The organism is Pediococcus acidilactici, from assembly GCA_024970065.1.
In the GTDB taxonomy this organism is placed as follows: Bacteria; Bacillota; Bacilli; order Lactobacillales; family Lactobacillaceae; genus Pediococcus; species Pediococcus acidilactici_A.
Window position 1 is genome coordinate 1,211,689 of sequence record CP103908.1, and the last position, 24,344, is coordinate 1,236,032.

At 42.9% G+C, this 24,344-nt stretch carries 24 protein-coding genes; 3 read left to right on the forward strand and 21 right to left on the reverse strand.

Annotation, left to right across the window (positions count from 1 at the left end; genetic code table 11):
* Positions 1–24: 24 nt before the first annotated feature.
* The 6 genes from rsmD to NYR25_05695 form a co-directional block, all read right to left on the reverse strand.
* Positions 25–579 (reverse strand): 16S rRNA (guanine(966)-N(2))-methyltransferase RsmD, encoded by a 555-nt coding sequence (gene rsmD / locus NYR25_05670; protein UWF33092.1) that lies wholly within the window; start codon positions 577–579, stop codon positions 25–27.
* Positions 579–839, reverse strand: coding sequence for a YlbG family protein (locus NYR25_05675; GenBank protein ID UWF33093.1), 261 nt, complete (start codon positions 837–839; stop codon positions 579–581). Before NYR25_05675 ends, rsmD begins: the two co-directional genes overlap by 1 nt.
* Positions 840–2,045, reverse strand: a complete 1,206-nt coding sequence (locus tag NYR25_05680) for an FtsW/RodA/SpoVE family cell cycle protein (GenBank protein UWF33094.1) — start codon at positions 2,043–2,045, stop codon at positions 840–842. It lies immediately after the preceding gene.
* A gap of 154 nt (positions 2,046–2,199) precedes the next feature.
* A complete protein-coding gene (gene typA, locus NYR25_05685; GenBank protein UWF33095.1) occupies positions 2,200–4,044 on the reverse strand; it encodes a translational GTPase TypA in 1,845 nt (614 codons plus the stop codon).
* A 77-nt stretch (positions 4,045–4,121) separates the two neighbouring features.
* Positions 4,122–4,904: an inositol monophosphatase family protein gene (locus NYR25_05690; GenBank protein ID UWF33096.1), complete on the reverse strand. Its 783-nt coding sequence runs from the start codon at positions 4,902–4,904 to the stop codon at positions 4,122–4,124.
* Positions 4,891–5,187 (reverse strand): UPF0223 family protein, encoded by a 297-nt coding sequence (locus NYR25_05695; protein ID UWF33097.1) that lies wholly within the window; start codon positions 5,185–5,187, stop codon positions 4,891–4,893. The genes NYR25_05690 and NYR25_05695 overlap by 14 nt, the downstream gene beginning before the upstream one ends.
* A gap of 82 nt (positions 5,188–5,269) precedes the next feature.
* On the opposite strand from NYR25_05695, the gene def reads away from it, so the two are divergent.
* On the forward strand, positions 5,270–5,824 hold the full coding sequence (def, locus tag NYR25_05700) for a peptide deformylase (GenBank protein ID UWF33098.1): 555 nt from the start codon (positions 5,270–5,272) through the stop codon (positions 5,822–5,824).
* Between the two features lie 85 nt (positions 5,825–5,909).
* Here def and NYR25_05705 read toward each other — a convergent pair whose 3' ends face one another.
* Positions 5,910–6,368, reverse strand: coding sequence for a hypothetical protein (locus NYR25_05705; GenBank protein UWF33099.1), 459 nt, complete (start codon positions 6,366–6,368; stop codon positions 5,910–5,912).
* 153 nt (positions 6,369–6,521) lie between these two features.
* Here NYR25_05705 and NYR25_05710 point away from each other — a divergent pair, with 153 nt between their 5' ends.
* Together NYR25_05710 and NYR25_05715 are read left to right on the forward strand one after the other, a co-directional pair.
* Entirely contained in the window at positions 6,522–6,737 is a 216-nt protein-coding gene (locus NYR25_05710) for a DNA-directed RNA polymerase subunit epsilon (protein UWF33100.1), read from the forward strand.
* A 3-nt stretch (positions 6,738–6,740) separates the two neighbouring features.
* A complete protein-coding gene (locus NYR25_05715) occupies positions 6,741–8,417 on the forward strand; it encodes a ribonuclease J (GenBank protein ID UWF33101.1) in 1,677 nt (558 codons plus the stop codon).
* A 225-nt stretch (positions 8,418–8,642) separates the two neighbouring features.
* Here the strand turns inward: NYR25_05715 and NYR25_05720 are convergent, their stop codons facing one another.
* The 14 genes from NYR25_05720 to NYR25_05785 all read right to left on the reverse strand — a co-directional run bounded on the left by NYR25_05720 (position 8,643) and on the right by NYR25_05785 (position 24,341).
* Positions 8,643–10,013 carry a LysM peptidoglycan-binding domain-containing protein gene (locus NYR25_05720; protein ID UWF33102.1) on the reverse strand — a complete coding sequence of 457 codons (1,371 nt, stop codon included), beginning with the start codon at positions 10,011–10,013 and terminating at the stop codon, positions 8,643–8,645.
* A 362-nt stretch (positions 10,014–10,375) separates the two neighbouring features.
* Positions 10,376–12,319 (reverse strand): fructose-specific PTS transporter subunit EIIC, encoded by a 1,944-nt coding sequence (locus NYR25_05725; protein ID UWF33103.1) that lies wholly within the window; start codon positions 12,317–12,319, stop codon positions 10,376–10,378.
* A gap of 10 nt (positions 12,320–12,329) precedes the next feature.
* Positions 12,330–13,241 carry a 1-phosphofructokinase gene (pfkB, locus tag NYR25_05730; GenBank protein UWF33104.1) on the reverse strand — a complete coding sequence of 304 codons (912 nt, stop codon included), beginning with the start codon at positions 13,239–13,241 and terminating at the stop codon, positions 12,330–12,332.
* Positions 13,238–13,987 (reverse strand): DeoR/GlpR family DNA-binding transcription regulator, encoded by a 750-nt coding sequence (locus NYR25_05735; protein ID UWF33105.1) that lies wholly within the window; start codon positions 13,985–13,987, stop codon positions 13,238–13,240. Before NYR25_05735 ends, pfkB begins: the two co-directional genes overlap by 4 nt.
* Positions 13,988–14,346: 359 nt before the next feature.
* Complete coding sequence (locus NYR25_05740) at positions 14,347–15,399, reverse strand: AI-2E family transporter (GenBank protein ID UWF33106.1); 1,053 nt, start codon at positions 15,397–15,399, stop codon at positions 14,347–14,349.
* A gap of 97 nt (positions 15,400–15,496) precedes the next feature.
* Complete coding sequence (locus NYR25_05745) at positions 15,497–16,447, reverse strand: ribose-phosphate diphosphokinase (protein ID UWF34724.1); 951 nt, start codon at positions 16,445–16,447, stop codon at positions 15,497–15,499.
* Between the two features lie 90 nt (positions 16,448–16,537).
* Positions 16,538–19,045 (reverse strand): ATP-dependent RecD-like DNA helicase, encoded by a 2,508-nt coding sequence (locus NYR25_05750; GenBank protein UWF33107.1) that lies wholly within the window; start codon positions 19,043–19,045, stop codon positions 16,538–16,540.
* Positions 19,045–19,695: a tetratricopeptide repeat protein gene (locus NYR25_05755; GenBank protein UWF33108.1), complete on the reverse strand. Its 651-nt coding sequence runs from the start codon at positions 19,693–19,695 to the stop codon at positions 19,045–19,047. The genes NYR25_05750 and NYR25_05755 overlap by 1 nt, the downstream gene beginning before the upstream one ends.
* A 9-nt stretch (positions 19,696–19,704) precedes the next feature.
* Positions 19,705–20,379: a histidine phosphatase family protein gene (locus tag NYR25_05760; GenBank protein UWF33109.1), complete on the reverse strand. Its 675-nt coding sequence runs from the start codon at positions 20,377–20,379 to the stop codon at positions 19,705–19,707.
* Positions 20,380–20,601: 222 nt separating this feature from the next.
* Positions 20,602–21,735 (reverse strand): tRNA 2-thiouridine(34) synthase MnmA, encoded by a 1,134-nt coding sequence (mnmA, locus tag NYR25_05765; protein UWF33110.1) that lies wholly within the window; start codon positions 21,733–21,735, stop codon positions 20,602–20,604.
* Positions 21,736–21,861: 126 nt separating this feature from the next.
* Positions 21,862–22,203 carry a DUF1831 domain-containing protein gene (locus tag NYR25_05770; protein ID UWF33111.1) on the reverse strand — a complete coding sequence of 114 codons (342 nt, stop codon included), beginning with the start codon at positions 22,201–22,203 and terminating at the stop codon, positions 21,862–21,864.
* A 12-nt stretch (positions 22,204–22,215) separates the two neighbouring features.
* Entirely contained in the window at positions 22,216–23,376 is a 1,161-nt protein-coding gene (locus tag NYR25_05775; protein UWF33112.1) for a cysteine desulfurase, read from the reverse strand.
* Positions 23,373–24,077, reverse strand: coding sequence for a 5'-methylthioadenosine/adenosylhomocysteine nucleosidase (locus NYR25_05780; GenBank protein ID UWF33113.1), 705 nt, complete (start codon positions 24,075–24,077; stop codon positions 23,373–23,375). The genes NYR25_05775 and NYR25_05780 overlap by 4 nt, the downstream gene beginning before the upstream one ends.
* Positions 24,078–24,089: 12 nt before the next feature.
* Entirely contained in the window at positions 24,090–24,341 is a 252-nt protein-coding gene (locus NYR25_05785) for a hypothetical protein (protein UWF33114.1), read from the reverse strand.
* Between the last annotated feature and the right edge of the window lie 3 nt (positions 24,342–24,344).

The window sequence follows — 24,344 nt, forward strand, 5'->3', positions numbered from 1 at the left end:
TGCTTCCTTATTAATAAATTTTATCTAACTGCCTGCCTTATAAATGACAATCTTAGTGATTCCGTAACGTTGCTCCCTGGCTTTTGCTAACCAACCAATTTGGTCAGGCAACTCCACTTCTTCGCTAGTTTCACAGACAATCGTAACGTCTTTGGCAAGCAAGTCCAGTTCCATGAGGCTTACAATATCTTGTGCGATAGTCTGCAAAGCGTAAGGCGGATCAAAAAACACCATGTTATACGTTGCCGATTGCTTTGCCAGTTTATGTACCACTTTCTTGCTATCTCCCTTAACCACCTGAAAACGTTCCGGATGTTTAGTGACTTGCACATTATCTCGAATGGTCTTAATCGCCGCCATCTGCTTATCGATTAAGGTAGCATGGTCCATCCCCCGGGAAACCGCCTCAATCGCAAGCCCCCCGCTTCCAGCATACATATCTAAAACCGCTCCTCCGTCGAAATACGGCCCAATAATGTTAAACACATTTTCTTTAATTTTATCAGTCGTGGGGCGGGTTTTCATACCAGGAACCGCCTTTAAACGCCGGCCCCCAAAATCACCAGATATAATTCTCATTACTCATCTTCCTCTGTTATCGTATAGTCCTCGTCGTAGTTAACCCGTAAATCCGCACGTGGTGAAATGTAAGCCGTGCGTACAAAGTTAAAACTACGGACTTTTTTTAAGGCTTCCGGAGCATCAGCCCGGTTAACGTACAAAATTAGGTAATGCATCTCTTTAGAAAGGTAATTGATATCCCCTAATTTCTTCAAAGCCGTAACTTTTTTTAAATGGCTGAAGAAAATTACAATGCTTTGTCGTTCAGTAATTTCCATTTACTCTGCTTCTTCCCTTTGTTGTATTCTTTGGCTTCTCTTTTGTGAAGCGCTGATGTTTAGTAGCACCCCAATTGTAGCAGATAAAACAATCATACTAGACCCCCCATAACTAATGAAGGGGAAGGTTACCCCGGTAATGGGGATCAAACCGGTGATTCCACCAACGTTAAAGAAGGTCTGAACCACTAAATACGTCGCGATTCCGTAGCAGATTAACGTATCGTACATCCGGTTAGATTTGGTTCCTAAGATGATTGCCCGAAAAATGATTACGAAGAGGACTGAAATGATAATAATCACCATAATTAATCCTAGCTCTTCAGCCACCACGGACATGATGAAATCAGTATTGGCTTCTGGCAAGTAACCCTTTTTTTGGATACTATTTCCTAAGCCAACTCCAAAAATCCCCCCATTGCCAAGCGCGTAATATGAGTTAACCAACTGGTTTCCGGCTCCCTTTGAAAGCTCAAATGGGTGTGCAAAGCCAACCAATCTTTGGAGCATGTAATTGGAGGTATTAACGTCAATTTTAGACGCCACCGTCGTTAACAGACCAAAAAAGATTGCTAAGCCCGCAAAAATTATCGCAACACTCCGACGATAATTCTTTCCAGCCGCCAAGAATAGCACGATTGCAATTGCCGCGTTAATTGTAGAACCTCCTAAGTCGTGCTCTAAAAAGTTCAACACAACGAGGCCAAACACAATAACCGCTGGGCTCCAAGTCGTTTTCGCCGAGATTTCATCACCTAATTCCATGCGATGCTGGTGTAACGACAAAATATTGGCTAAGTAAAGTATAATAAACAGTTTTAGGTATTCCGCTGGCTGAATCCCAAATGAACCAATGTAAATCCAACCGGTGGCTCCGTTGGTATTAGACCCAAAGAAAATTAAGTATACCGATGCTAACAGCAGAGCCACAAACGCAAACATCAGGATTCTCTTATTACGAAAAACCTTCTTGTTCATTAAAAAGACTAGCAGGGTAATTACAAACCCAACGGCCACCCACACCGCTTGCTTCAATAAATAGCTTTTAGCACTAATCCCATTTTGTATATAGTAGTCTGCACTGGCCGAATACACCATAATAATCCCAAAAATACTAAGTAACACGTATGGAAAAACGACCCATAAATCTAGGTCTGGAAGCCGTCGCTTTAGTTTTTGCGGCAGCCAATTTATAATGCTTTGCATTGTTATCCACCCTTATCCTAATAATACTGTTCTATTATATCCTATATTTTCCCCGGAAAATTAAAAAGGGGCCGAGAAAATTTTTCCCGACCCCTTCTTAAGAAGAACTTAAACAGCGTTATTTGGCAACGCGTTTACGTTCCCCTGGTATTTATTATTTTTTAGCAGCCATTTTACGTTTCTTAGCAGCTTTTTCCCGTTCGTTAGTGTTCAAGATTTGCTTACGGAGACGAATATTTTCTGGCGTAACTTCACAATATTCATCTTCATTTAAGAATTCAAGGGATTCTTCAAGCGTCATGTGCAATGGTGCTTTAACCTTAGCAATATCTTCAGAACCAGCAGCCCGGACGTTAGTTTGGTTCCGTCCCCGGGTGATATTTACTGAAATATCATTTTCCCGGCTGTTTTGGCCAACGATCATTCCTTCGTATACTTCAGTTCCGGCATCGGTAAAGATTATTCCCCGATCTTGAATAGCCATGATTGCGTAAGTCGTTACCTTACCAGAGTTGATGGATACCAAAGTACCGTTACGACGGCCTGGGTTCCAGTTCTTAATAACTGGGAGATATTCTTGGAAAGTATGGTTCATAATTCCGTATCCCCGAGTCATTGAAAGGAATTCGGTCGAGTAACCGATTAATCCCCGTGAAGGAGCTAAGAAAGTTAACCGAGTTTGTCCGTTTCCGGTTGATTCCATGTTCTTCATTTCACCTTTACGTTGTGAAAGTGAATCGATAACTGAACCGGTATATTCATCAGGAGTATCAATTTGAACTGATTCAAACGGTTCACACATCTTACCGTCAACTTCTTTAAGGATAACTTCTGGACGAGAAACTTGAAGTTCGTAGCCTTCGCGACGAAGCATTTCAATCAAGATTGAAAGATGAAGTTCCCCACGACCAGAAACGACCCAAGCACCAGGATCATCCGTATCGTCAACTCGTAAGGAAACGTCCGTGTGCAATTCTTGTTTCAAACGTTGTTCCAATTGCCGAGAAGTTACAAATTTACCTTCACGTCCTGCAAATGGTGAATCGTTAGTTCTGAAAGTCATTTGTAAAGTTGGTTCGTCAATTCGTAAGACCGGCAATGCTTCTGGATGTTCGGCATCCGCTACGGTTTCCCCAACGAAAATGTCTTCCATCCCGGAAACGGCAATTAAGTCACCGGCCTTAGCTTCCTTAATTTCCAAACGCTTCAAGCCAAAGTAACCAAACAACTTAGTAACCCGGAAGTTCTTCTTACTACCATCTAATTTCATTACGGTAACGTTATCGCCGACCTTAATGGTACCGCGGAATACACGACCAATTCCGATCCGACCTACGAAATCGTTATAATCAAGCATTGCTACTTGGAATTGAAGTGGTTGATCAGAAGTATCTTCCGGAGCAGGAATGGTCTTCACAATCGTGTCAAAAATTGGTTTCATCGTGTGTTCTTGTTCTGCAGGATCTGAAGAGAAGCTTGAAGTTCCGTTCAAAGCTGAAGCATAAACCACTGGGAATTCAAGTTGATCTTCGTCAGCGCCAAGTTCAATGAACAAGTCCAAAACTTCGTCAACTACTTCTTCAGGACGAGCGCCGGGACGGTCGATCTTGTTAACCACCACGATTGGGGTCAAGTGTTGTTCCAAAGCCTTCTTTAATACGAAGCGGGTTTGTGGCATAGTTCCTTCAAACGCGTCCACAACCAACAAAACACCGTCAACCATGCGCATGATCCGTTCTACTTCACCACCGAAGTCCGCATGTCCTGGAGTATCTAAGATATTAATTTGCTTGTCGCCATAACGAACAGCTGTATTCTTAGAAAGAATGGTGATCCCACGTTCCTTTTCGATGGCGTTGGAGTCTAACGCCCGATCTTCGATTTGAACGTGTTCATCTAACGTGTCCGATTGTTTTAACAATTCATTAACTAACGTTGTTTTACCGTGGTCAACGTGAGCAATAATCGCAATATTTCTAATATCGTCTCTTAATTTCAAAATTTGTTTCTCCCTTTCATTTTGCAATGGCTTTACATAAAAAAACCTGTGACTCATTGTTCGGTCACAGCACAAGCTCATTTTACTATGTTCATTATAGTAGCAAATGCCTTTTTCGTAGCAACTAGTACAACGCCCGATTTTAGCATATTAAGTGGCCTTCCGTCAACACGGTCAACCATGAGCCCCAGCACCGACGCTAAAGCGTTTCCAGCGGCAAAATCCCACGGCTTTAGAGTAGAAGCATAGCCAACTTGCTTGCCTAAAATCACCCGACTAAATTCAATTCCCGCACTGCCTAAAACCCGCGAGCCCAGACTTTGAGCTTCGATTGTTTGAAAATTATATTTATTTGCAATCAACATTGGGCCACTCAGCCCCACTAACCCGTTTGCTAACGGGAGGTCCGCTGGCGCTGCCAATTTAACTTCGTTACAAAAAGCCGCGTCAATTCCAGGGCCGCCGTGCAATAGCCGGTCACGCATCACGTCGTAAATATATCCCAAAAGTGGTTGTCCATCTTCATATAGCGCAATCATCACCGCAAAGTCTTCGCCCTGCTTCACAAAATTCATGGTCCCGTCAATTGGATCGATAACCCAAACTAAACCGGTAAAATCCGTAATTTGGTGTTCGGTTTCTTCCGCTAAGATTTTTGCCGACCCCAATTGCGACTTTAAAAAAGCAATGATTCTTCGTTGATTTTCTTTATCCAGCGTAGTTACCAAATCGCGACGCCCGGTCTTTTCATCAACCGCATAACGTTGCTGCATCCGCTCTAAAATAAACTGTCGATCCTGTCGCAAAAAAATACAGATTTCTTGATCAAGCCGTGCTAATTGTTTTTTAGTGATATCCATTCTCAGTCACCTTGATAGTTTTGATACCTTCATCACGAAGCTGCTTAACCGCTTGAAACGGTTGCATTCCCGAATTTTGTTGAAACTCCCGATAAATCCGCTTCTCTTCACTTTTGTTTGGAACGACTTGCCGAAATTTATCGTAGGCATCCTTTAAAACTTGTCGTTTAACACCTTTTTGATAACTTTCCTCAATTTTAGAAAAAAAGTTTACCACGTCCGTGATTTCTTGAACGTCCCACCGTTCATCTAACGGATAGCTAAAATTTGCTTTGATTCCCACAGCGTTACCTCACTAAAGATTTATTTTGTATTCTCTTTAATCTATATTATACTTAATATCAGACAAATTGGAGGTTTTTATCTTGATTAAAATGAATGATATCACGCGAGATGGTAATCCAGTTTTGCGCAAGCGGGCCGAAAAGCTGACTTTTCCTCTCGATCCCAAATACGTTAAAGTTGCTGACGAAATGATGGAATATTTGAAGAATAGCCAAGACCCAAAAATCGCTCAAAAATATCATTTGAGAGCGGGCGTCGGCTTGGCTGCGCCACAAATTGGTTTATCAATTCAAATGGCTTCGGTTTTAGTTCCTGGTCCAGATAATGAAATTATCTTTGAAGAAACCCTTGTAAACCCAGTCATTGTTAGCCAATCTGTTCAAGTTGCTGCACTTGACGAAGGTGAAGGCTGTCTTTCAGTAGATAAAGAAATTCCAGGATACGTACCTCGTTACGACCGGATTACCATCCGGTACCAAACGGTGGATGGCGAAGAAAAAACCATTAAACTTCGCGATTACCCAGCAATTGTATGCCAACATGAAATTGACCATTTGAAAGGCACCTTGTTCTACGACCACATCAACAAACAAGATCCGTTTTCAATTGACGACAATGCCATTTTGATTGGTTAGGCAGTTAATTTAAAATTTATTAAAGAATGTAAAAAGACGCGAACCGACCTCCTATTTTTTAGGAAGGTGGATCGCGTCTTTTTGTTTACAGTTTGCTCAAGTCTTTTAAGTAATTTTTGGTTTGTTCGTTAATCAGGTAAACCACATCAACCTCTAAAACATTTTTATTTGCCCACAGATCTGACACCCGTAACATGGGGGCTTGATTTTCCATTAAATCTTTCTTTTGGCAATACTGTGTTAGCCAATAATCAATTTGTTTGCCCACGTCCTTAAAATTGCCCTGTTCGCTAAGCTTTATCTTGTAATTAAATCCCACGACCGCCTGGCCCCAAACATCAGCTACGGACGTGCCCCGCTTGGTAATTAGGACAAAACCCTTGGAACGCATTTGCGTTGCCACAAAGCCCATCGCTTCGTCAACAATCGTTTCACCCGAATTACGGACAATCGTTGCCGCCTTCGAAACCCGGCGCCGCTTTATATAAACCATTAGCGCTAACACCGCAAGTATAAGTAATAATATTAAAATCATTAATTTCATTGAACGTCCGTCCTTTCAAAACCCTAATTCTATACTTATAAGTGCCGCTGTGATAAAATGTTCTAAGATGCGTTGTAGTAATACAACTTATTGAACGGGAAAAACTTTTATTTTTATTGGAACACATTTTTATTGAAGAAGGAAGGAAAAAACATGATCTTTAAAATTTATTATCAAGAATCAAAAAAAGAAATGCCACGCCGGGAGAATACACGCTCACTATACATCGAAGCGGATTCTCAACCAGAAGCAATCAAGCGTGTCGAAGACCACAATCCCGATTATAACCTCGAACAAATTGAAGTTTTAGAGGGGAAAGCCCTTGAATACGAACAACAAGGGGTAAACTATAAGCTTGTGGAGTACTAAGCGATGGGTAAGATTAATATAAAAAATAACGAGACGGCCGTTTACGCAATCGGTGGTCTAAATGAGATTGGAAAAAACACCTACGGGATCCAATTTCAAGACGAAATTATCGTTGTAGATGCCGGAATTAAATTTCCTGAAGACGAACTTCTGGGAATTGATTACGTTATCCCCGACTATCAATTTTTAGTCGCTAACCAACAAAAAATAAAAGCCTTAGTTATCACCCACGGTCATGAAGACCATATCGGTGGAATCCCGTTTCTACTGCAACAAATTAACGTGCCAATCTATGCCAGTCCGTTAGCTGCCGCCTTAATTCGTGGCAAGCTTGAAGAGCACGGATTGCTAAAAACTACGGAAATTCACGAAATTAATGAAGACACCGTAATTAAATTTCCTAAAACCAGCGTAAGCTTTTTTCGGACCACCCATTCCATTCCGGATACCCTTGGAGTAGCGGTGCACACTCCTTCTGGCGTGATTGTGGAAACTGGGGACTTTAAGTTTGATCTCACCCCCACTACCCATCAGCCACCTAATTTACAAAAAATGGCTAAACTAGGCGATGAAGGCGTATTATTACTAATGTCAGATAGTACGAACGCTGAGCGTGACGAATTCACCAAATCCGAACGTTGGGTTGGTAAATCGATCCGCAAAATTTTTGAAGAAGTTGAAGGACGAATCATTTTTGCGACCTTTGCTTCCAACATTTCCCGGATTCAAATGGCGGCTGAGGCTGCGCTAAAGCACGGGCGAAAGATTGCGGTCTTTGGTCGTTCTATGGAAGCTGCACTAGTTAACGGACGTGAGTTAGGCTATTTAGACATCCCCGACGAAGCGCTGGTTAATGCTGAAGAAATTCGCCACCTCCCTGCCGATAAGGTACTAATTATGTGTACAGGTTCGCAGGGTGAACCGATGGCTGCCCTTAGTCGAATTGCTAACGGGACTCACCGGCAAATCTCAATTGAACCAGGCGATACGGTGGTCTTTTCAAGTAATCCGATTCCTGGAAACACCATCAGTGTGAATAACGTAATCAACGAATTGGAAGAAGCCGGAGCACGGGTAATCCATGGAAAAGTTAACAACATTCACACTTCCGGTCATGGTGGTCAAGATGAGCAAAAGCTGATGCTCCGTTTAATGAAGCCTAAGTACTTCATGCCCATTCATGGTGAATATCGGATGCTCCAGTTGCATACTGAATTGGCCCACGATTGCGACATCCCCTTCGAAAACAGCTTTATTATGTCCAACGGGGACGTACTAGCATTGACCAAAGATTCTGCACGGCGATGTGGTCATTTTAATGCCGGAGACGTCTACGTTGATGGTAATGGCATCGGTGACATCGGAAACGTCGTGTTACGAGATCGCCAATTGCTTTCTGAAGAAGGCTTAGTGGTCGTTGTCGCCACCATTAACCTCAAGACTAAGATGATTGAATCTGGTCCAGATCTATTGTCGCGCGGTTTTGTTTACATGCGTGAATCTGGCGAACTCATTAATGAAGGACGGCGGCGCATGTTTGCCACGATCCGGCAAGCAATGCGTAACCCTCACGCTAACGAAGCATCAATTAACCGCGCAATCATTGATGACTTACAAAAATTCTTGTACGACCAAACCGAACGTCATCCAGTGATCATTCCAATGTTAATTATGGATTAGATCCTTAACACCGCTAAATCAATAGCGGTGTTTTTTTGTAGCTTAATTTTTCATTATTCGTTGTTTATTCCTTCCGATCCGTTGTTTTTAAACCACCTAATCTAATTAGCGGGCGAAAAACTCCCCCCTCTATATCACCGTTAAGCAAGCCCCTTTTCCCTCAAAGCACAAAAAAAGCTCCGCTAATAAAGCGGAGCTTTCTTGATGAATAATCATCAAGCTATGTTATTTAACTCTCCCAGCAAAGCTTGGGTAGAAGTATGATGAAACTGTTTGTACTTTAACGTTTTGTCCAAAAGTTGGTGCACTTGCGTATTGGTTGTTACCAAGGTAAATACCAACGTGGTAAGTTGCTCCTGGAGCACCCCAGAATAATAAGTCCCCTGGTTGAGCAGCTGAAACTGATTCTTTGTTAACGTATGATTCCATTGCTACGGTGTAGCTTGGTAAGCTAATTCCTGCTGCATGTTGGAATACGTACGATACAAATCCTGAGCAATCGAAGCCGGCAGGTGTCTTACCACCCCAAACGTAAGGAATTGTGTTGTTAGCCAACGAAGTAGCTAAACCAGTAACTGAACCAGTGTTTTGAACAGCAGCTGGAGCAGCGCTTGATGGTGCCGCTGATGAAGCCACGTGATTTGGCGTTACAGGAGCTGCACTTGATGGTGCTGCTGATGAAGCAGCATGACTAGATGCTGCAGGAGCAACGCTTGATGGTGCTGCCGATGAAGCCACGTGGTTAGTAGCAGCTGGAGCACTTGATGATGGTGCTACTGACGAAGCAGCGCTTTGTTGTTGATTTTGTGGAGCTGATGAGCTTGCTGCTTGGTTAGCATGTGTTGTAGCCGGAGCACTACTTGCAACAGAAGCAGAACTATTGTAATTGTGGCTAGCTGCACTGCTTACTTGGTTAGAAGAAGCCGTTGCCACACTATTAGCTGCACTTGATGGTGCTACAGAGCTAGCTGCACTCGAAGTAACTGCACTACTTGGAGTTTGGCTAGCTGCAGAACTGCTTTGTACCGCTGAAGAAACTGCTGCACTGTTAGAAGCTGCTGATTGAGCAGCTTGTGGAGCTTGAGTTTGTACTTGTGGCTTAGCAGCAGAACTTGCTGGTGCTGCAGGTGCTACATATGTACTGTGTGTTGAAGCAACGTTGCCATTAGGAATGTTAAGTTGTTGTCCAACAAGAATCAATGAGCTAGTCAAGTGATTTGCTTGCATTAAAGCGTTAACTGAAACACCATAACGTTCAGCAATTACTGAAAGACTGTCGCCACTTTTTACAGTAACTGAGTTAGCCTTTACCTTGTCACTAACGCTTGTTTTTGGTTCAACACTGTTCTTTCCTGGAATATTGATTTCTTGGCCAACAAAAATCAAATGACTGTTTTGATTAATGTTATTCAATGATTCAATACTCTTAATGGAAACCCCATATTTTTGAGAAAGTGCCCAAACTGTGTCGTTCTTTTGAACCTTCACAGAATCAGCATGCGCAACTGCTTGCGAACCGCCCGCAACAAGTAATCCCGCACCGGCTACTCCGGCAAGCAATAATTTGGACGCATTTGATTTAGATTTAGATACCATTATAAGTTTGTCCACTCCTTAAAGTTTACGATTTATATATTATTTCATTCGACTTTATTCAAAATAAATTATTATTGGTTTTGCACGTCTATAATATTAGCATTTTTTGCTAACTTTGAAAACACTATTTATACATCAGATATTCAATTTTTCTTTAGGAATTCTTATAAACCCCTTCAATACGCTATTTAACAAAACTTAATAATTTCAAATTTTTTTGTCCCGATTTTTTGATAAAAAGCTTAATTTCAAGCATATTTAGCTAGCGTTACAGTTTTGTTACAAAAAAAGCACATTATTACAAACCCTGTAATAATGTGCTTTAGCTCATTAACTATTTTTATGCATAAAATGAATATTTATTAGTTATTCTCGGTGCGACGAGGCTTCCAAATCCCCATAATAATTCCAGCAACTACTGCACCAATTAGGACTGACAAGATGTAGAAAAGCTTATGATCAGCTAGTGCAATCACCCAAAGGCCACCGTGTGGAGCTGGAACGCTAACTTTCCAAAGTTGACTTAATCCACCCCCGATTGCTGAACCTACGATACTTGAGCCGATTACCCGGAGCGGATCAGCCGTTGCAAATGGGATTGCCCCTTCGGTAATGAAGGAAATCCCTAAGACCCAGTTTGAAATTCCCGCTTCACGTTCTTGTTCGGTAAATTTCTTTGGCCAGAAAGTTGTCGCAATTGCCGTTGCCAGTGGGGGAACCATCCCACCAACCATTACGGCGGCCATTAAATCACCATTTTTAGTTGAAGTAAAGGCCGCAATCGCAAAGGCGTAAGCCGCTTTGTTGAACGGACCACCCATATCGATTGACATCATTCCGGCTAGAACTGCTCCTAAGAGAACTGCATTACCAGTTCCCATGCCTTCCAAGACGCCCGTTACCCACGCATTTACCGCTGCGAATACCGGGTTAATAATGAAGAACATTAACGCCCCTACTAACAGCAAACTAACGATTGGGTAGAATAACATCGGCTTCAAACCTTCTAACGATTTAGGCACGAACCGGAAGAACTTCTTCAAGCCGTTTACAATTAATCCAGCCGCAAAACCAGCAATTAAACCACCAATAAATCCTGAGACACTGTTAGTGTGCATAATGCTTGCTGCTGATTGGGTAGCCATGTAACCACCGACAACCCCGGGCATTAACGCAGGTAAATCACCAATCGATTGGGCGATAAAACCAGCTAAGATTGGGATTAAGAACGAGAAGGCGTAATTACCAATGTCATTTGGGAAAGTGAACCACAGGCTGGTTGCCGAGGTATAACGCTCAATGAAGAAGGAAATCGCCATGATAATTCCCCCACCAACCACGAATGGCAACATGTGGGAAATACCGTTCATTAAGTCCTTATATATTTCGTTCCAAAAGCCGCCCTTTGATTCGTCAGCGCCCTCATCACCATCGGCTCGGCTTGCATGGAACGTACTTGCTTGATGATTTTCGACCATATCAATTAACTCATCAGCTTTATTGATTCCATCGATCACCGGCCGGTTTAGTAATGGCTTACCATTGAAACGGGCCATTTCCACTTTTTTATCGGCGGTGACAATTACTCCGTCTGCTCGCGCAATGTCTTCTTTTGTTAAGCGATGTTTTACCCCTTCAGAGCCATTAGTTTCAACCTTAATATCAATTCCCTTATCCTTGGCTGCTTTTTTCAAAGCGGCTTCTGCCATGTAAGTGTGGGCAATTCCATTTGGACAAGCTGAAACTGCAACGATAAATGGTTTTTCACTTGCTGAAGTTTCTTCAGCTGCAGGAGCTGCATCCGTCGCAGGAGCTTCTTCTTGAGCATCCGCAGCATCTTCGGCATCTTTTTTAGCTTCCGCGTCTTCAAACAACTTAATCACGTCATCGGCGCTTTGCGCTTTTTTCAACTTTGCGACTAAGTTTGGGTCAATTAGCAAACTGGAAAGCTTCGCCAACGCTTGTAAATGAGCGTTGTTTGCGCCTTCGGGAGCTGCAATCATAAAGAAAAGGTGGACTGGTTGTCCGTCTAAGGCGTTAAAGTCCACCCCTTGACTGCTTTTAGCAAATAACACGGCCGCTTGGTTAACCGCATCAGTTTTAGCATGTGGCATAGCAATTCCATCACCAATTCCGGTAGTGGATTCCGCTTCCCGGTCTAAAATTCCCTTAAGGTATTTTTCACGATCGGTAACGACCCCTTCAGCCACGTACTTATCAATCATTTCATTAATTGCGGATTCTTTTGAATCAGCTTTTAAATCTAGAATCATCAAATTTGGTTTGAGTAGATCCTTAATTTTCATCCTTCATGCCTCACTTTTCAAAAATTTCAATTGCGTTAGCAACTTCATCAATTTTAGCCTTCGTAGCAATGTCTAATGAAAAGGCCGTTGCACTACCACAAGCTAACCCTTGTTTAAAGGCTCGTTGCTTGTCGTGGGATTTTACCAATTCACCAACAAAACCAGCAAGCATTGAATCACCAGCACCAACCGAGTTTACAACCGTACCCTTGGGAGCAAAACTACGGAAAACCTGGTCTTTAGTAACAAGCATTCCGCCCGCTCCGGCCATTGAAATCATTACGTTTTGCGCACCCATTTCAATTAGACGCTTGCCATATTCTTCAATTTGGTCATCAGTAGTCAACTTTACCCCAAACAAATCGCCAAGTTCGTGGTTGTTTGGCTTAACGACTAGCGGATGGCTTTCCAAGGTGTCTAACAATCCTTGACCCGTTGTATCTACCGCAAAGCTTGCTCCGTTTTGGCTAATTTTCTTGATAATGTCGTCATATAAAGTTTGTGGTAAATTTGCCGGAACGCTACCAGAAAAAATCACTACGTCGTCTGACCCAACTTGGTCGAACTTAGCCATAAAACGGAAGAGTTCTTCTTCGTCAATGTTGGGACCCAGAGCGTTTAGTTCCGTTTCTTGTTGCGCGTGTATTTTCACGTTAATCCGAGTGTCTTCCTTGATGTCAACAAAATCAGAACGTACTTCTAATTCCCTTAAAGCGTTGGCAACAAATTGCCCGGTAAAACCACCTAAAAATCCAAAGGCGGTATTTTCTACGTCTAGTTCGTTAAGAATCCGGGAAACGTTGATCCCTTTTCCCCCAGGAAACTTACTTGCAGACTTCAACCGATTAACTAGCCCCACTTTCATTTCGTCTAAGCTAATTACGTAATCAATTGAGGGATTAAGCGTTACTGTATAAATCATTTTTGAACCTCCAAGTAATTTAGTTGCTGATCGGCTTTTAACCATTCTGGACATTCATCAGCAATGATGGTTACGTCCCGTAAATCAGCGAACCTTGCAAAAGAAGTCTGATCAAATTTACTACAGTCTGCCAAAACATATGCGTCCCGACTCTGCTCAATTGCCGTGGATTTAATTTGCGCTTCTTGGATATCTGGAGTGGTCAACCCTTGAACCCGGTCGATGCCGTTCGTTCCCATAAAGCAACGGTCAAAACGGAAAGTCCGTAACCGATCGACCACTTCAGCGCCGATTAACGCCCGGGTCTTGTTTTTTAGCTGTCCCCCAACTAAGTAAGTCTTTATATCAAAATCAGACAATAAGCTAGCAATCGATAAGCCATTCGTGACCACTAGCAAACCCTGGAGTTCCGCTAAATAAGCAATCATTGAAGCGGTAGAAGTACCCGCATCTAGAAAAATCACTTCATTGTCTTGGACAAGTTCCGCGGCCCGTTTACCAATTTCATTTTTTTCTAGTAAGTTCAATTTAGACTTAACCCGAAAATCAGTTTCATCTTGTAAATTGGTCTCTAAGCGCGCCCCTCCATAAATCCTCTTCAACTTTCCGGCTGCTTCTAGGCGTTTTAAATCTCGCCGAACAGTGGAGATAGAAGCGTCGTTTTCTTGCATAATTTCATTAACCTTAACGAATTGACGTTCTTTTAACATTCGCAAAATGTTTTTCTCACGCAGTTCTGTAAGCATTTTCATCAACTCCCTAGAAGAATATATCACCATTCTTCGCCAAAATCAATCAAAATTGTTCAAAATAATTCATTTTTGTTCAAAAAGATTCAAACGAGCGGGAATTTTTATATTTTCGCCTTCTGATATGGGGCCCTTTACAAAATTGCCCCAAAAAAGCGGCCGAGAAAAACTAAAAATTCTTTTTAAGGGTAAGATTATAAAAAATCGTTTAACGTGTTGCCTTTAATAGTGCCCAAAACCAGCCTGTTTTGCATAACTAAAAAACGACTATTACGCCCAATTTAGGCATAATAGTCGTTGCTAGTTAAGACTCACAAGCTAGCCGGCTTTTATTTTCCATAAACTATTAGTTTAAATCATTCAAACTCTTCTTCAATAACTTCCTTTGGATCCTTGGTCCGGCGCCGCTTAATCTTAATCCCTAACAAATCAATAAAGAAAGCCACTGTAGGAATCCCGACGATTAAGCCCCACGTTCCAATCATCTTGGCACCAATAATTAAAGTGATAAAGGTGACAAATACTGGTAAATCCGTGGCACCCGCCATTAAACGAGGATGTAAGAAGTATGATTCGAAAAAGTGAATTATCGCCACTAACGCGAGCACTTCGGCGACCGAAACCAATCCGTTTGCCGAAAAAGCGACGATACTCAACGGGATTAAGGAGATCAGAACTCCGGCGACTGGAATCAGTCCGAGTACAAACACGATAATCGCCATTAACAAAAGTTTAGGGATTCCAATTAGCCATAAACCAACCACCATTAGTCCGGTGTTTATGCTACAAATGATTAACTGAGTTTCAATCACGGTCCCTAAAATCAAGACATACTTTCGCAGCAAATAGTATACGAGGTTAAATAGCCCTTGGTAACGACTATGCAAGATCGCGTGTCCAAAGTCCCGCAGGTGGTTGTAAGTTAGGTTGAAAACTAAGCTGAGGAATAACGCAATCATTACGTGTTCCGCTGCAATTCCAATCCGGCCTAGTTGATTCAGCCCTGACATAGCTAAGTGTTGACTGCCCCTAACTGCCGTAGTGTTTTTAGCAATTTCATTAACGATTCCTTGAAAATATTTGTTATTAAAAGCATCGCTGCTAATTGCCTGACCGATCAGCGCAGGAATTCCTTTTAATTGGTCATAAAGCATTGAAGCCGTGAAAGAAAATACTACGGCCGCAAACGCTAACAATACCGAGTAGAAAATTAAAGTACCTAGTGGTTGGTTGACGTGCAGGTACTTTCGAATATTTTTAATTCCCACGTGGGCAACAAACGAGAAAATGACAATTAATAAAATTTGCGACATAAACCCGCGTAAAAGATACACAATTAATAACAAAGCCGCCAACGTTGTCCAAAGTTGTACCGACTTTTTTTGCCAAATCCTGATTAAAACGTCCATTATTTTCCTCCAAATTATATCTTAAAGGGCCTGCACAAATTATAGTCTGTTGCAGGCCCTTTTGGAAAATATTCATTAATATTTAATGGTTATTTAATTAGTTTTTGCTTTTAAATAACGGAGCAAGGGGTCCATTGTTGTAAATCATCTTAATCGCGTTCCCTAATAAAGGTCCCACCGACAATTCTACCAGCTTTTCGAATTGCTTTTCTTCCCCAATTCTAATGGAATCGGTAACGATCACCTTAGATAATTGGGAGTTTTGCAAAATTTGGGGAGCGTTTCGTGAAAAGATTGCGTGCGTAGCCGCTCCGTAAATTTCGGTAGCCCCGGCATTGTGCAGTGCTTCCGCCGAAATGGTTAACCGGGTTCCCGTATCAATCATGTCATCAATTACCAACGCCACTTTACCCTTGACGTCCCCAATAATTTCCGTAGGGATTTCATTGAGGTTTTCCGCCGACTCTTCGTTACGGTTATCAATAATCGCAATTGGAGTTCCTAATAGTTCCGCCATGTTACGTGCACGAGAAACGCTCGCATGGTCTGGTGAAACCACAATTAGGTTCTCGGTATCAAAATTATGTTCTTGGAAATAGCTCGCTAGTAATGGAGCTGCTGCTAAATGATCTACCGGAACGTCGAAGAATCCTTGGATTTGAGGAGCATGTAAATCTAAGGTTAAAACCCGTGTAATATCATCATCTTCCAATAAATTAGCAATCAACTTTGCCGTAATCGGTTCTCGTGAGCGGGCCTTCCGGTCTTGACGGGAATAGCCGTAATAAGGAATCACTACGTTAATTTGACGCGCACTCGCCCGCCGCAATGCATCCACCATGATTAACAATTCCATTAAAGAGTCGTTAATGGGGTCAGAAATTGATTGGATTACGTAAACTTCCGCGCCCCGGATACTTTCTTCAATATTAACTTGGATTTCTCCATCGCTAAATTGCTTAATGGTTGCCTTTCCTAATGGAATTCCTACTTCGTGTGCAATTTTTTCCGCTAACGCCCGATTCGAATTTAAAGAGAATATTTTCATTCTTCTTTTTGCTTTGCTTTCCACGGCTAAACCTCCAATTTTTATCTACCGCTATTATAGCCACCTTTAGCTACCGACTTCAACAACTACTTAAAGAAAATCACGGGGAGTCACCCCGGCCATCCCAATCATGGGGTCAATTTGGCCAGTTTCAATTAACTGGTTAGTTAAAATTGTTGGCTCATTATCGACATTGTTCTCCGTCGCCGTCGCCGGAACCGAAGCTGCTTGAACATCATCATTTTTAGCCTCCCCAACTTCTTTGCTTGGTTCTTTAACGTCTTGCGTTGTTGGCTGAACGTTCGTTGTCGAAACTTGGGGGTTAAGTCGCTTAACTAACCCAGTTTGTCGGTTAGCCGATTCATTTTCTACCGCCCGTTGGTAAGCATCCACTTCTCCTAAAAGGATAATCGAACTTGCCGCGCGGGTCAGTCCCGTGTACAACAGGTTGCGTTGTAACATTCGGTAATACTGTCGTACCATGGGCAAAATCACGACCGGAAATTCACTACCCTGGGATTTATGAATCGAAACGCAATACGCCAGCGTTAGTTGATTTAAATCATTTTTTCCGTACGTGACTTCATTACCGTCATAATCCACGATTAATTGTGCGTGCCCCTTACCAGCTTTTTCGGTAACAATTCCGGTAACTTCGCCCATGTCCCCGTTAAAAATGTTGTTTTCGGGAGCATTGACTAATTGTAAAACTTTATCGCCAATCCGAAATTGCTGATGATTTGCTTCAAGATACTTCGGATGGTCGGTTTGCGGTGGATTAAGTACTTTTTGTAAATGCCGGTTAATTTCATCGATTCCCGCTGCACCCCGGTACATCGGTGCTAAAACTTGCAGATCATTTTTGGATAATCCGCGTGCAACTGCCCGTTGAGCAATTTGATCAATTGCATCCGCAACCTGGTAGGCGGTTGCTTTAATGAAGGATTTATCAGGTCGATTTTCGGTAAAATGTTCCGGCAGCTTTCCATTTTGAATACTATGAGCCAGCTGAATAATAGAAGAATCTTGTTCTTGCCGATAAATCTTCGTTAACGAAATCGTGGGTATCTTTTGACTGCGGATTAAGTCGCTGAAAACTTGTCCCGGTCCCACCGAAGGCAACTGATCCTTATCACCAACTAAAACAACTTGCATTTCAGCGTTAATGGCCGAAATCAAGGTGTTGAACAATCCCGTATCCACCATGGACATTTCGTCAACAACGAGAAGTGAACCACTCAGTTCCTGAATTTGTTCGTCATGTAAATCATCATTTCCGTTTAATCCTAACAACCGGTGAATGGTTTTAGCGGGAATCCCCGTAACCTCACTCAGTCGCTTAGCAGCCCGGCCAGTTGGCGCAGCTAATTGAATGGGGTAATCCTGTTCCGTATTCGCGTTAGGATCCAGGTCTAAATCGTGTAATTCCGCAAAGCTATTGATTAACCCCTTTACAATGGTGGTTTTACCAGTTCCCGGTCCCCCGGTAACGATGGTAATTCCATGTGACAGAGCCATTTTAATTGCGGCATTTTGGGTCTCATCATACTCCAAAGCGAGGTTCTTTTCTGCCCGCTTAATTGCCTTATCGACCGCCTTTTCGTTGACTTTTGGCGGATTTTTAAGTAGATGCTGGAGTTGATAACTAATTGCTTCTTCAGCCTGATAGAGCCATTTTAAGTAAATCTGGCCATTTTCGCCAACGACCCGTCCCTGTTTGCCTAGCTCTAACACTTGCTCAGCAATCTGTTCGGCGCTAATGTCGCCTCCCAATAATTGCTGCGTTCTTTGTAGCATGGTTTCCGCAACCACGTAGGTGTCTCCGGTGCTGTTACACCATTCTTGAATTGTCGCTAAAATCCCACTTTGTAACCGCCCCGGAAAATCAGCAGGAAAGTTGAGTTGGCGTCCAATCGCATCAACCCGTTTAAAGCCAATATTTTCAATATCGTTCGCTAATTGGTAGGGGTTTTCTTCGATAATTTTCAAAGTATCTTCGCGATATTTGGCAATTACGTTATCCGCAGTCTTTCCCGAAATTCCCAAATCGGCTAATTTGATTAAGATTTTTTCCATCCCGTTGGATTCTGCCAGTACCGTTTCAATTACGTCTGCCTGCGCACTGGATAAACCAATATCCCTTAAAACTTGGGCGTTGTCCTTGATTACTTCGATGGCGTCCATCCCTAGTTGTCTAACGATCTTTTCCGCAGTCTTTTTGCCAATCCCTTTGAATTGCGAGCTAGCAAAGTATTCCACCAGCCCTTCCTTGGTATCCGGCCCCAACCGGCTGGCCTGACTTAGTTGAATCTGCGTTCCGTACTTAGGATGTTCCACTAATTTACCTTTGAATTGGTACTTAGCACCCTCTTGGACTTCGGCCATGTTGCCAGTTACCACAATTTGGGGCTCATGCCAGTCAAAATCTTGGTCAACCACGTCAATCAGAACTACCTTAAATAAGCTAGTGGGACTCTCAAAAAAGACGGCGTTAACCGTACCAGTTAACTCCACCACTTTATTCTTCGGGACGTTCTTCTTTTGCGGCACCGTCGCCGAATCTTCATCATCAAAAAGGTTTAATTTTTCAACTGCCATTAATCCGCTTCCTTTGACGAATGCAATAACTTATCAATGTCAACTAATCGCTGCTTTGCTTTTGCAAAGAATTCGGGATCCCGTTGCTTTGCCCTTACAAAGTAATCGTTATCCGGTTTCTTGGTTAAGGTCATCTCGACCACTCCCCGGTTAAATAATAATTTCGCGGTATCTTTATTTTTTAACGCCACGTCATAATATTTTTGGGCCGCCTCGGCTTCCCCCATTGCTAAATTAATATCTCCTAGCAACTCGTTAGTTTCTGGATCTTGTTGATGCTGCTCTAAAGCGGTCAGTGCAAACGCAAAGGCTAGCTTATACTGACTTTGTGCAAAATACCCTTGTGCAATCATTAAATTAGCGTCGTGGCGATACTGGGGGTCTTTAACGGTTTGAAAAGTGGTATTAGCCCGTTCATAAAGTCCCGCCGCGTAATAAACGTTACCTAATCCGTAAGTTAGTAAATCTCGGCTCGCTTGGTCGTCAAAAAGCCCCCGCGCCTTCACCAGAAGTTCTTCAGCCTGGTCAAAGCTTTGCTGGTTTACCAAGACCGTGGCCAAAGCATAATAGTTTTGGGCCTCGTGGGGATCCTGGTCAATTTTTTGAATCAATTCATGAACTAAATTTTGCTTTTCGTCTTTTTCCGTCATCTTTTCACCTTAAATTACATCCGTAGGATCAGTTTTTTTAGTTAAGTAGCTGGTATCGTTCCAATCCAGGAGCTGGTAAGTCTTCCCCAGGTCCCGGGTTTCCAAAATGGTGGTACTGGTATTAGCAAGCCCACCCCGTTTTCGCAAGTCGGCCAACGGAACTTCCAATAGTGCGTTAATAATCGCATTTAACGCTGCCCCATGGCTTACAATAATTACCTGATCATCGTCGCCAGGATTCGCTTCGCAGATTCGCAAAATTGCTGGGCGCATTCGTTCAATCAGGTGCTGAAAAGTTTCTCCCTTAATTCGTGCGGGAAAATAGCGATCGGGGTGGTTCCGGAAGGCATCTACTTCTTCGGCAAACTCCCTTTCTACGTCGACGAACTTCCTTCCTTCCATAATTCCCAAGTCAAATTCTCGTAACCGGCTGAGGATCGTTAATGGAATCGGATGTCCTTGTAATTCGTCCAATTCGTGTTGCAACGTCGTCGCCGTTACCCGCGCTCTTCGCAATGGGCTAGCGTAGATATGTTGAAAATTTTGGGGAGCTAAAAAAGCGGCCAATTGTTTAATTTCCGCATAGCTTTCTTTTAACAATGGTGAGTCGCCCTTTGCTCCTTGGTAACGGCCCTCTAAATTCCATTCGGTCTTTCCATGTCTTACAAAATATAATTTTGTCAAATCTCTCGTCCCTTTATCAATGTGTTTACCCACTATTTTAACATTAAACGCTAGATTGGTAATAGTAACGCGAGCCTTTTCGCCGCAAAGAAAAAGGCTAGGGAAAAATTTTTCCTAGCCTTGTTTAGTATTCTTTTTGACACCGCCACGCGTTTTAACGCGCTGACGGTTACTATAGCTAAATTAGGATTGCCCAACACGTAAAAGTTAGTAATTTTACTTTTAAACGTATTGTAACTGTTGCTTGCTCTCACTATAGGCAGCATCAATAATTCCGCCACCAATGCACTCCTCACCATCGTAAAGCACAAGGGCTTGGCCTGGAGTAATTGCCCGAGCAGGCTCGTCAAAATCAACGGTAACCTTAGAGAAATCGTCGTTGAAATGCACCGTTACCGGGACATCCTTAGCACGATAACGGAACTTCGCTGTGCAACGGAAATCATGGCCACGCTCTTCACCCAACCGGTTTACAAAATGCATATCGGAAGCGTCCAAGCTAGCAGCGTAAAGGTGCGGATTATCAAATCCTTGACCAACGTATAGGATATTCTTGGAAAGGTCCTTACCAACCACGAACCACGGCTCGTTGTTCTTAGAACCGCCACCAATTCCAAGTCCGCGACGCTGACCAATGGTGTAGTACATCAAACCAGCGTGCTCGCCCTTAACTTCGCCATCAAGAGTCATCATCTTGCCTGGCTTTGCAGGAAGGTAATTGCTTAAGAACTCACGGAAATTTTTCTCACCAATAAAGCAGATTCCAACCGAATCTTTCTTATCGTAAACCGCCAAACCAGCTTCCTTAGCGATTGCGCGGACTTCTGGCTTAACCATGCCGCCCAATGGGAACATCACCCGGTCAAGCTGTTCAGCACTAAGTTGGCTTAAGAAGTAAGTTTGATCTTTATTGCTGTCCGTAGCCCGTAAAAGGTGTTGGTGACCATTTTCATCACGCTCTACTTGTGCGTAGTGGCCAGTTGCTACGTAATCAGCCCCTAAACTAATTGCGTAGTCTAGGAAAGCCTTAAACTTAATCTCGTTATTGCAAATTACGTCGGGATTAGGCGTCCGGCCCTTCTTGTACTCGTCTAGGAAGTAGGTAAAGACCCGGTCCCAATATTCCTTCTCAAAGTTAACGGAATAATAAGGAATCCCAATCTTAGCGGCTACCTTAGCCACATCCTTGTAATCCTCGGTAGCAGTACAGTACCCATTTTCGTCAGTGTCGTCCCAATTTTTCATGAACACCCCAACGACGTCATAGCCCTGCTTTTTAAGCAAATAAGCTACTACAGATGAGTCGACACCGCCGCTCATCCCGACTACAACACGCGTCTTGCTGTTGTCTGTCATTATATATCACCATCATTTCTAGAGATTCTGGAGAATCTTACGATTGAAGGTCGCAATAAATCCAGTAAATTACATTCTATAACAATCAATTCTGAAATTCCACCGTTAACAAAAAGTTAGTAAAAATTATTCTTGCACGAGGACTTCCCGTTCCAATAGTTGGTCAATAATGAAGTGATATTGTTCCACTAAGGGTTGGTCCTGTTCGCGCTTGAAGATGTTTGCTTTTTGCATTCCGTTAGCGGTCACCGTGCTCATTTTAAATGCTGAAAAATCAGGTTTGATCATTATTTTTAACTTGATGCCCTGGTTGTACGGTGAAGTGGCATCCAATGACCGTTCCAAAATAAAGGTTCCGTTGTTTTTAGTGGTGAATCCTAAGTCAGTTAACGTATAACGTTTCAAGTTTTCGCTAAGCCGGTAGACGTGGGGGTCCCCAGCAATGGTAACTTCTTTAGTAAATGCCATGCCTGCATCTCCTTACTTTTGTTTTAAGTGCTTTAAGCGCTCTTCGATAGCAATGATTTGCTCACACAAATAGTCAACGTCTTCCGCAGTGGTGTTTTTACCAAAGCTAATTCGAATCGATTCCCCAATTCGTGGCGAATCGGCCCCGTACATCGCCGTGAGTACGTGGGAAGGTTCCAGACTCCCCGCCGTGCAAGCTGAACCACCGGATATAGCTACCCCGGCTAAATCCAAATTAGTTTGCATCACGTAGGTCGACATTCCCTTCAACCAGATGTTAAAGACGTGTTGCAAATTGTCTGGCGAAAGTGAGCCATTAATTGCAAAATCAACGTCATGGTCTTTGAGCTGCTGGATAATTTGTTGCTTGAAACCGGCATAGCGTTTTTGCAAGTCAGCTTTAGTCTGCTCATCCAGCAAACTTACTGCCTTAGCAAACCCGGCTAGGTTAGCAACGTTTTCCGTACCAGCACGGCGTTTATCTTCTTGTTCACCGCCGCGGACAAAACTATCAAAGTTAACCGCTTCGTTTTTGTATAGAAAACCAGTCATTTTAGGACCGTTGAGCTTATGTGCCGACGTGGACAAGAGGTCGATATGGTCTCGCTTCACGTCAATATCTAACAAACCGTAAGCTTGAACCGCATCGGTATGGAAAACTGCTTGATGATCCTTTAAAATTTCGCCAATTTCATGGATCGGCATCCGGCTTCCCACTTCGTTGTTCCCCATCATAATGCTAACTAAGATGGTTTGGTCGTCTAGGACTTCTTTAAACTGATCTAAGCTAATTACCCCGTCTTCGTTAACGTCTAAATAAACTACGTCAAAGCCCATTTCCTCTAAATGAGCCATTGGCTTTAGTACGGACGGATGTTCAATCTTAGTAGTGATGACCCGTTTACCAAGCTTGCGGTTGCGTAAAGCCACCTGCGTAATGGCCGTATTATTGCTTTCGGTCCCCCCGCTGGTAAAGATTATTTCATCGTCGTTGGTATTAATGCTTTGGGCGATCACGTGCCGTGCTTCATCCAATTGGGCCCGTGCTTGTCGACCAAAGCCGTGTAAGCTAGAGGCATTCCCCCAGTTATTTTTAAGTTGGTCAGCAATGACATCCACTACTTCAGGAGCAGTCGGTGTAGTCGCCGCATTATCTAAATATACTTGTTTCACGCTTGCTTCCCTTCCATCTTAAATAAATCAATTAACATGTTAGCAGAACGTTTCCCTGCTTCAATGATAAATTCGTCAAAGGATACTCCCGCTTCGTCATCCCCGGTGTCAGACATTGTCCGAACCACGATAAAGGGTTTACGGAACTGATGGGCAACTTGTCCAATGGCTGCCCCCTCCATTTCACAACATAACGCATCGGGAAAATGACCTAAAATTGCTTGAACCTTTTCTTGGCTCGCAATAAATTGGTCACCGGTGACGATTAATCCAGTTTTCACGTTGAGGTTAGTATCCTGAGCTGCTTGTTTAAACTTTTCTATTAGCGCTGGATCCGCCGCATAACGCGCAACGTCCTGTTCTGGCAATTGACCATAAGCATACCCAAATGCGGTAGCGTCAACGTCATGATAAGCAACTTCCGAAGAAAGCACCACGTCGCCGACCGCAAGTCCTTGCCCAATTCCACCAGCGGAACCGGAATGAATTAACGCATCCACCTTAAAATTAGTAATCAAAATTGCGGCAGTAATCCCGGCTTCAACTTTGCCAATTCCGGAGCGGACTAGCACAACTTCGACATCTTCAATACGCCCTTCGTAAAAAATGACCCCGTTAATATCCGTTTGTTTAGTTAACTCAAGATTTTCCTTAAGTGCTTTAATTTCTTCTTCCATTGCGCAAATTACGCCATACTTCATCTTCTTTTCCACCTATCCTATAAAAAATAAAACGAGAAATACTAATACAATTCCGACCGCTAAAAGGGCAATCGCAATGTTGAGTTTCTTTGCTAAAGCGCGACTTTTTTCTTCAGCGATTTCATCGGTACTAAACCGCTGTTCACGACTCGTCCGTAACCGTGATTCATTTTTAGAATCTTCACTTGTAGAAGTTTCCTCCGACGCCTTTTGTGCGTGAATTTTTTTCTGGTATTCCGCACGGGTTTGATTCTTTTCGTCCAAAAA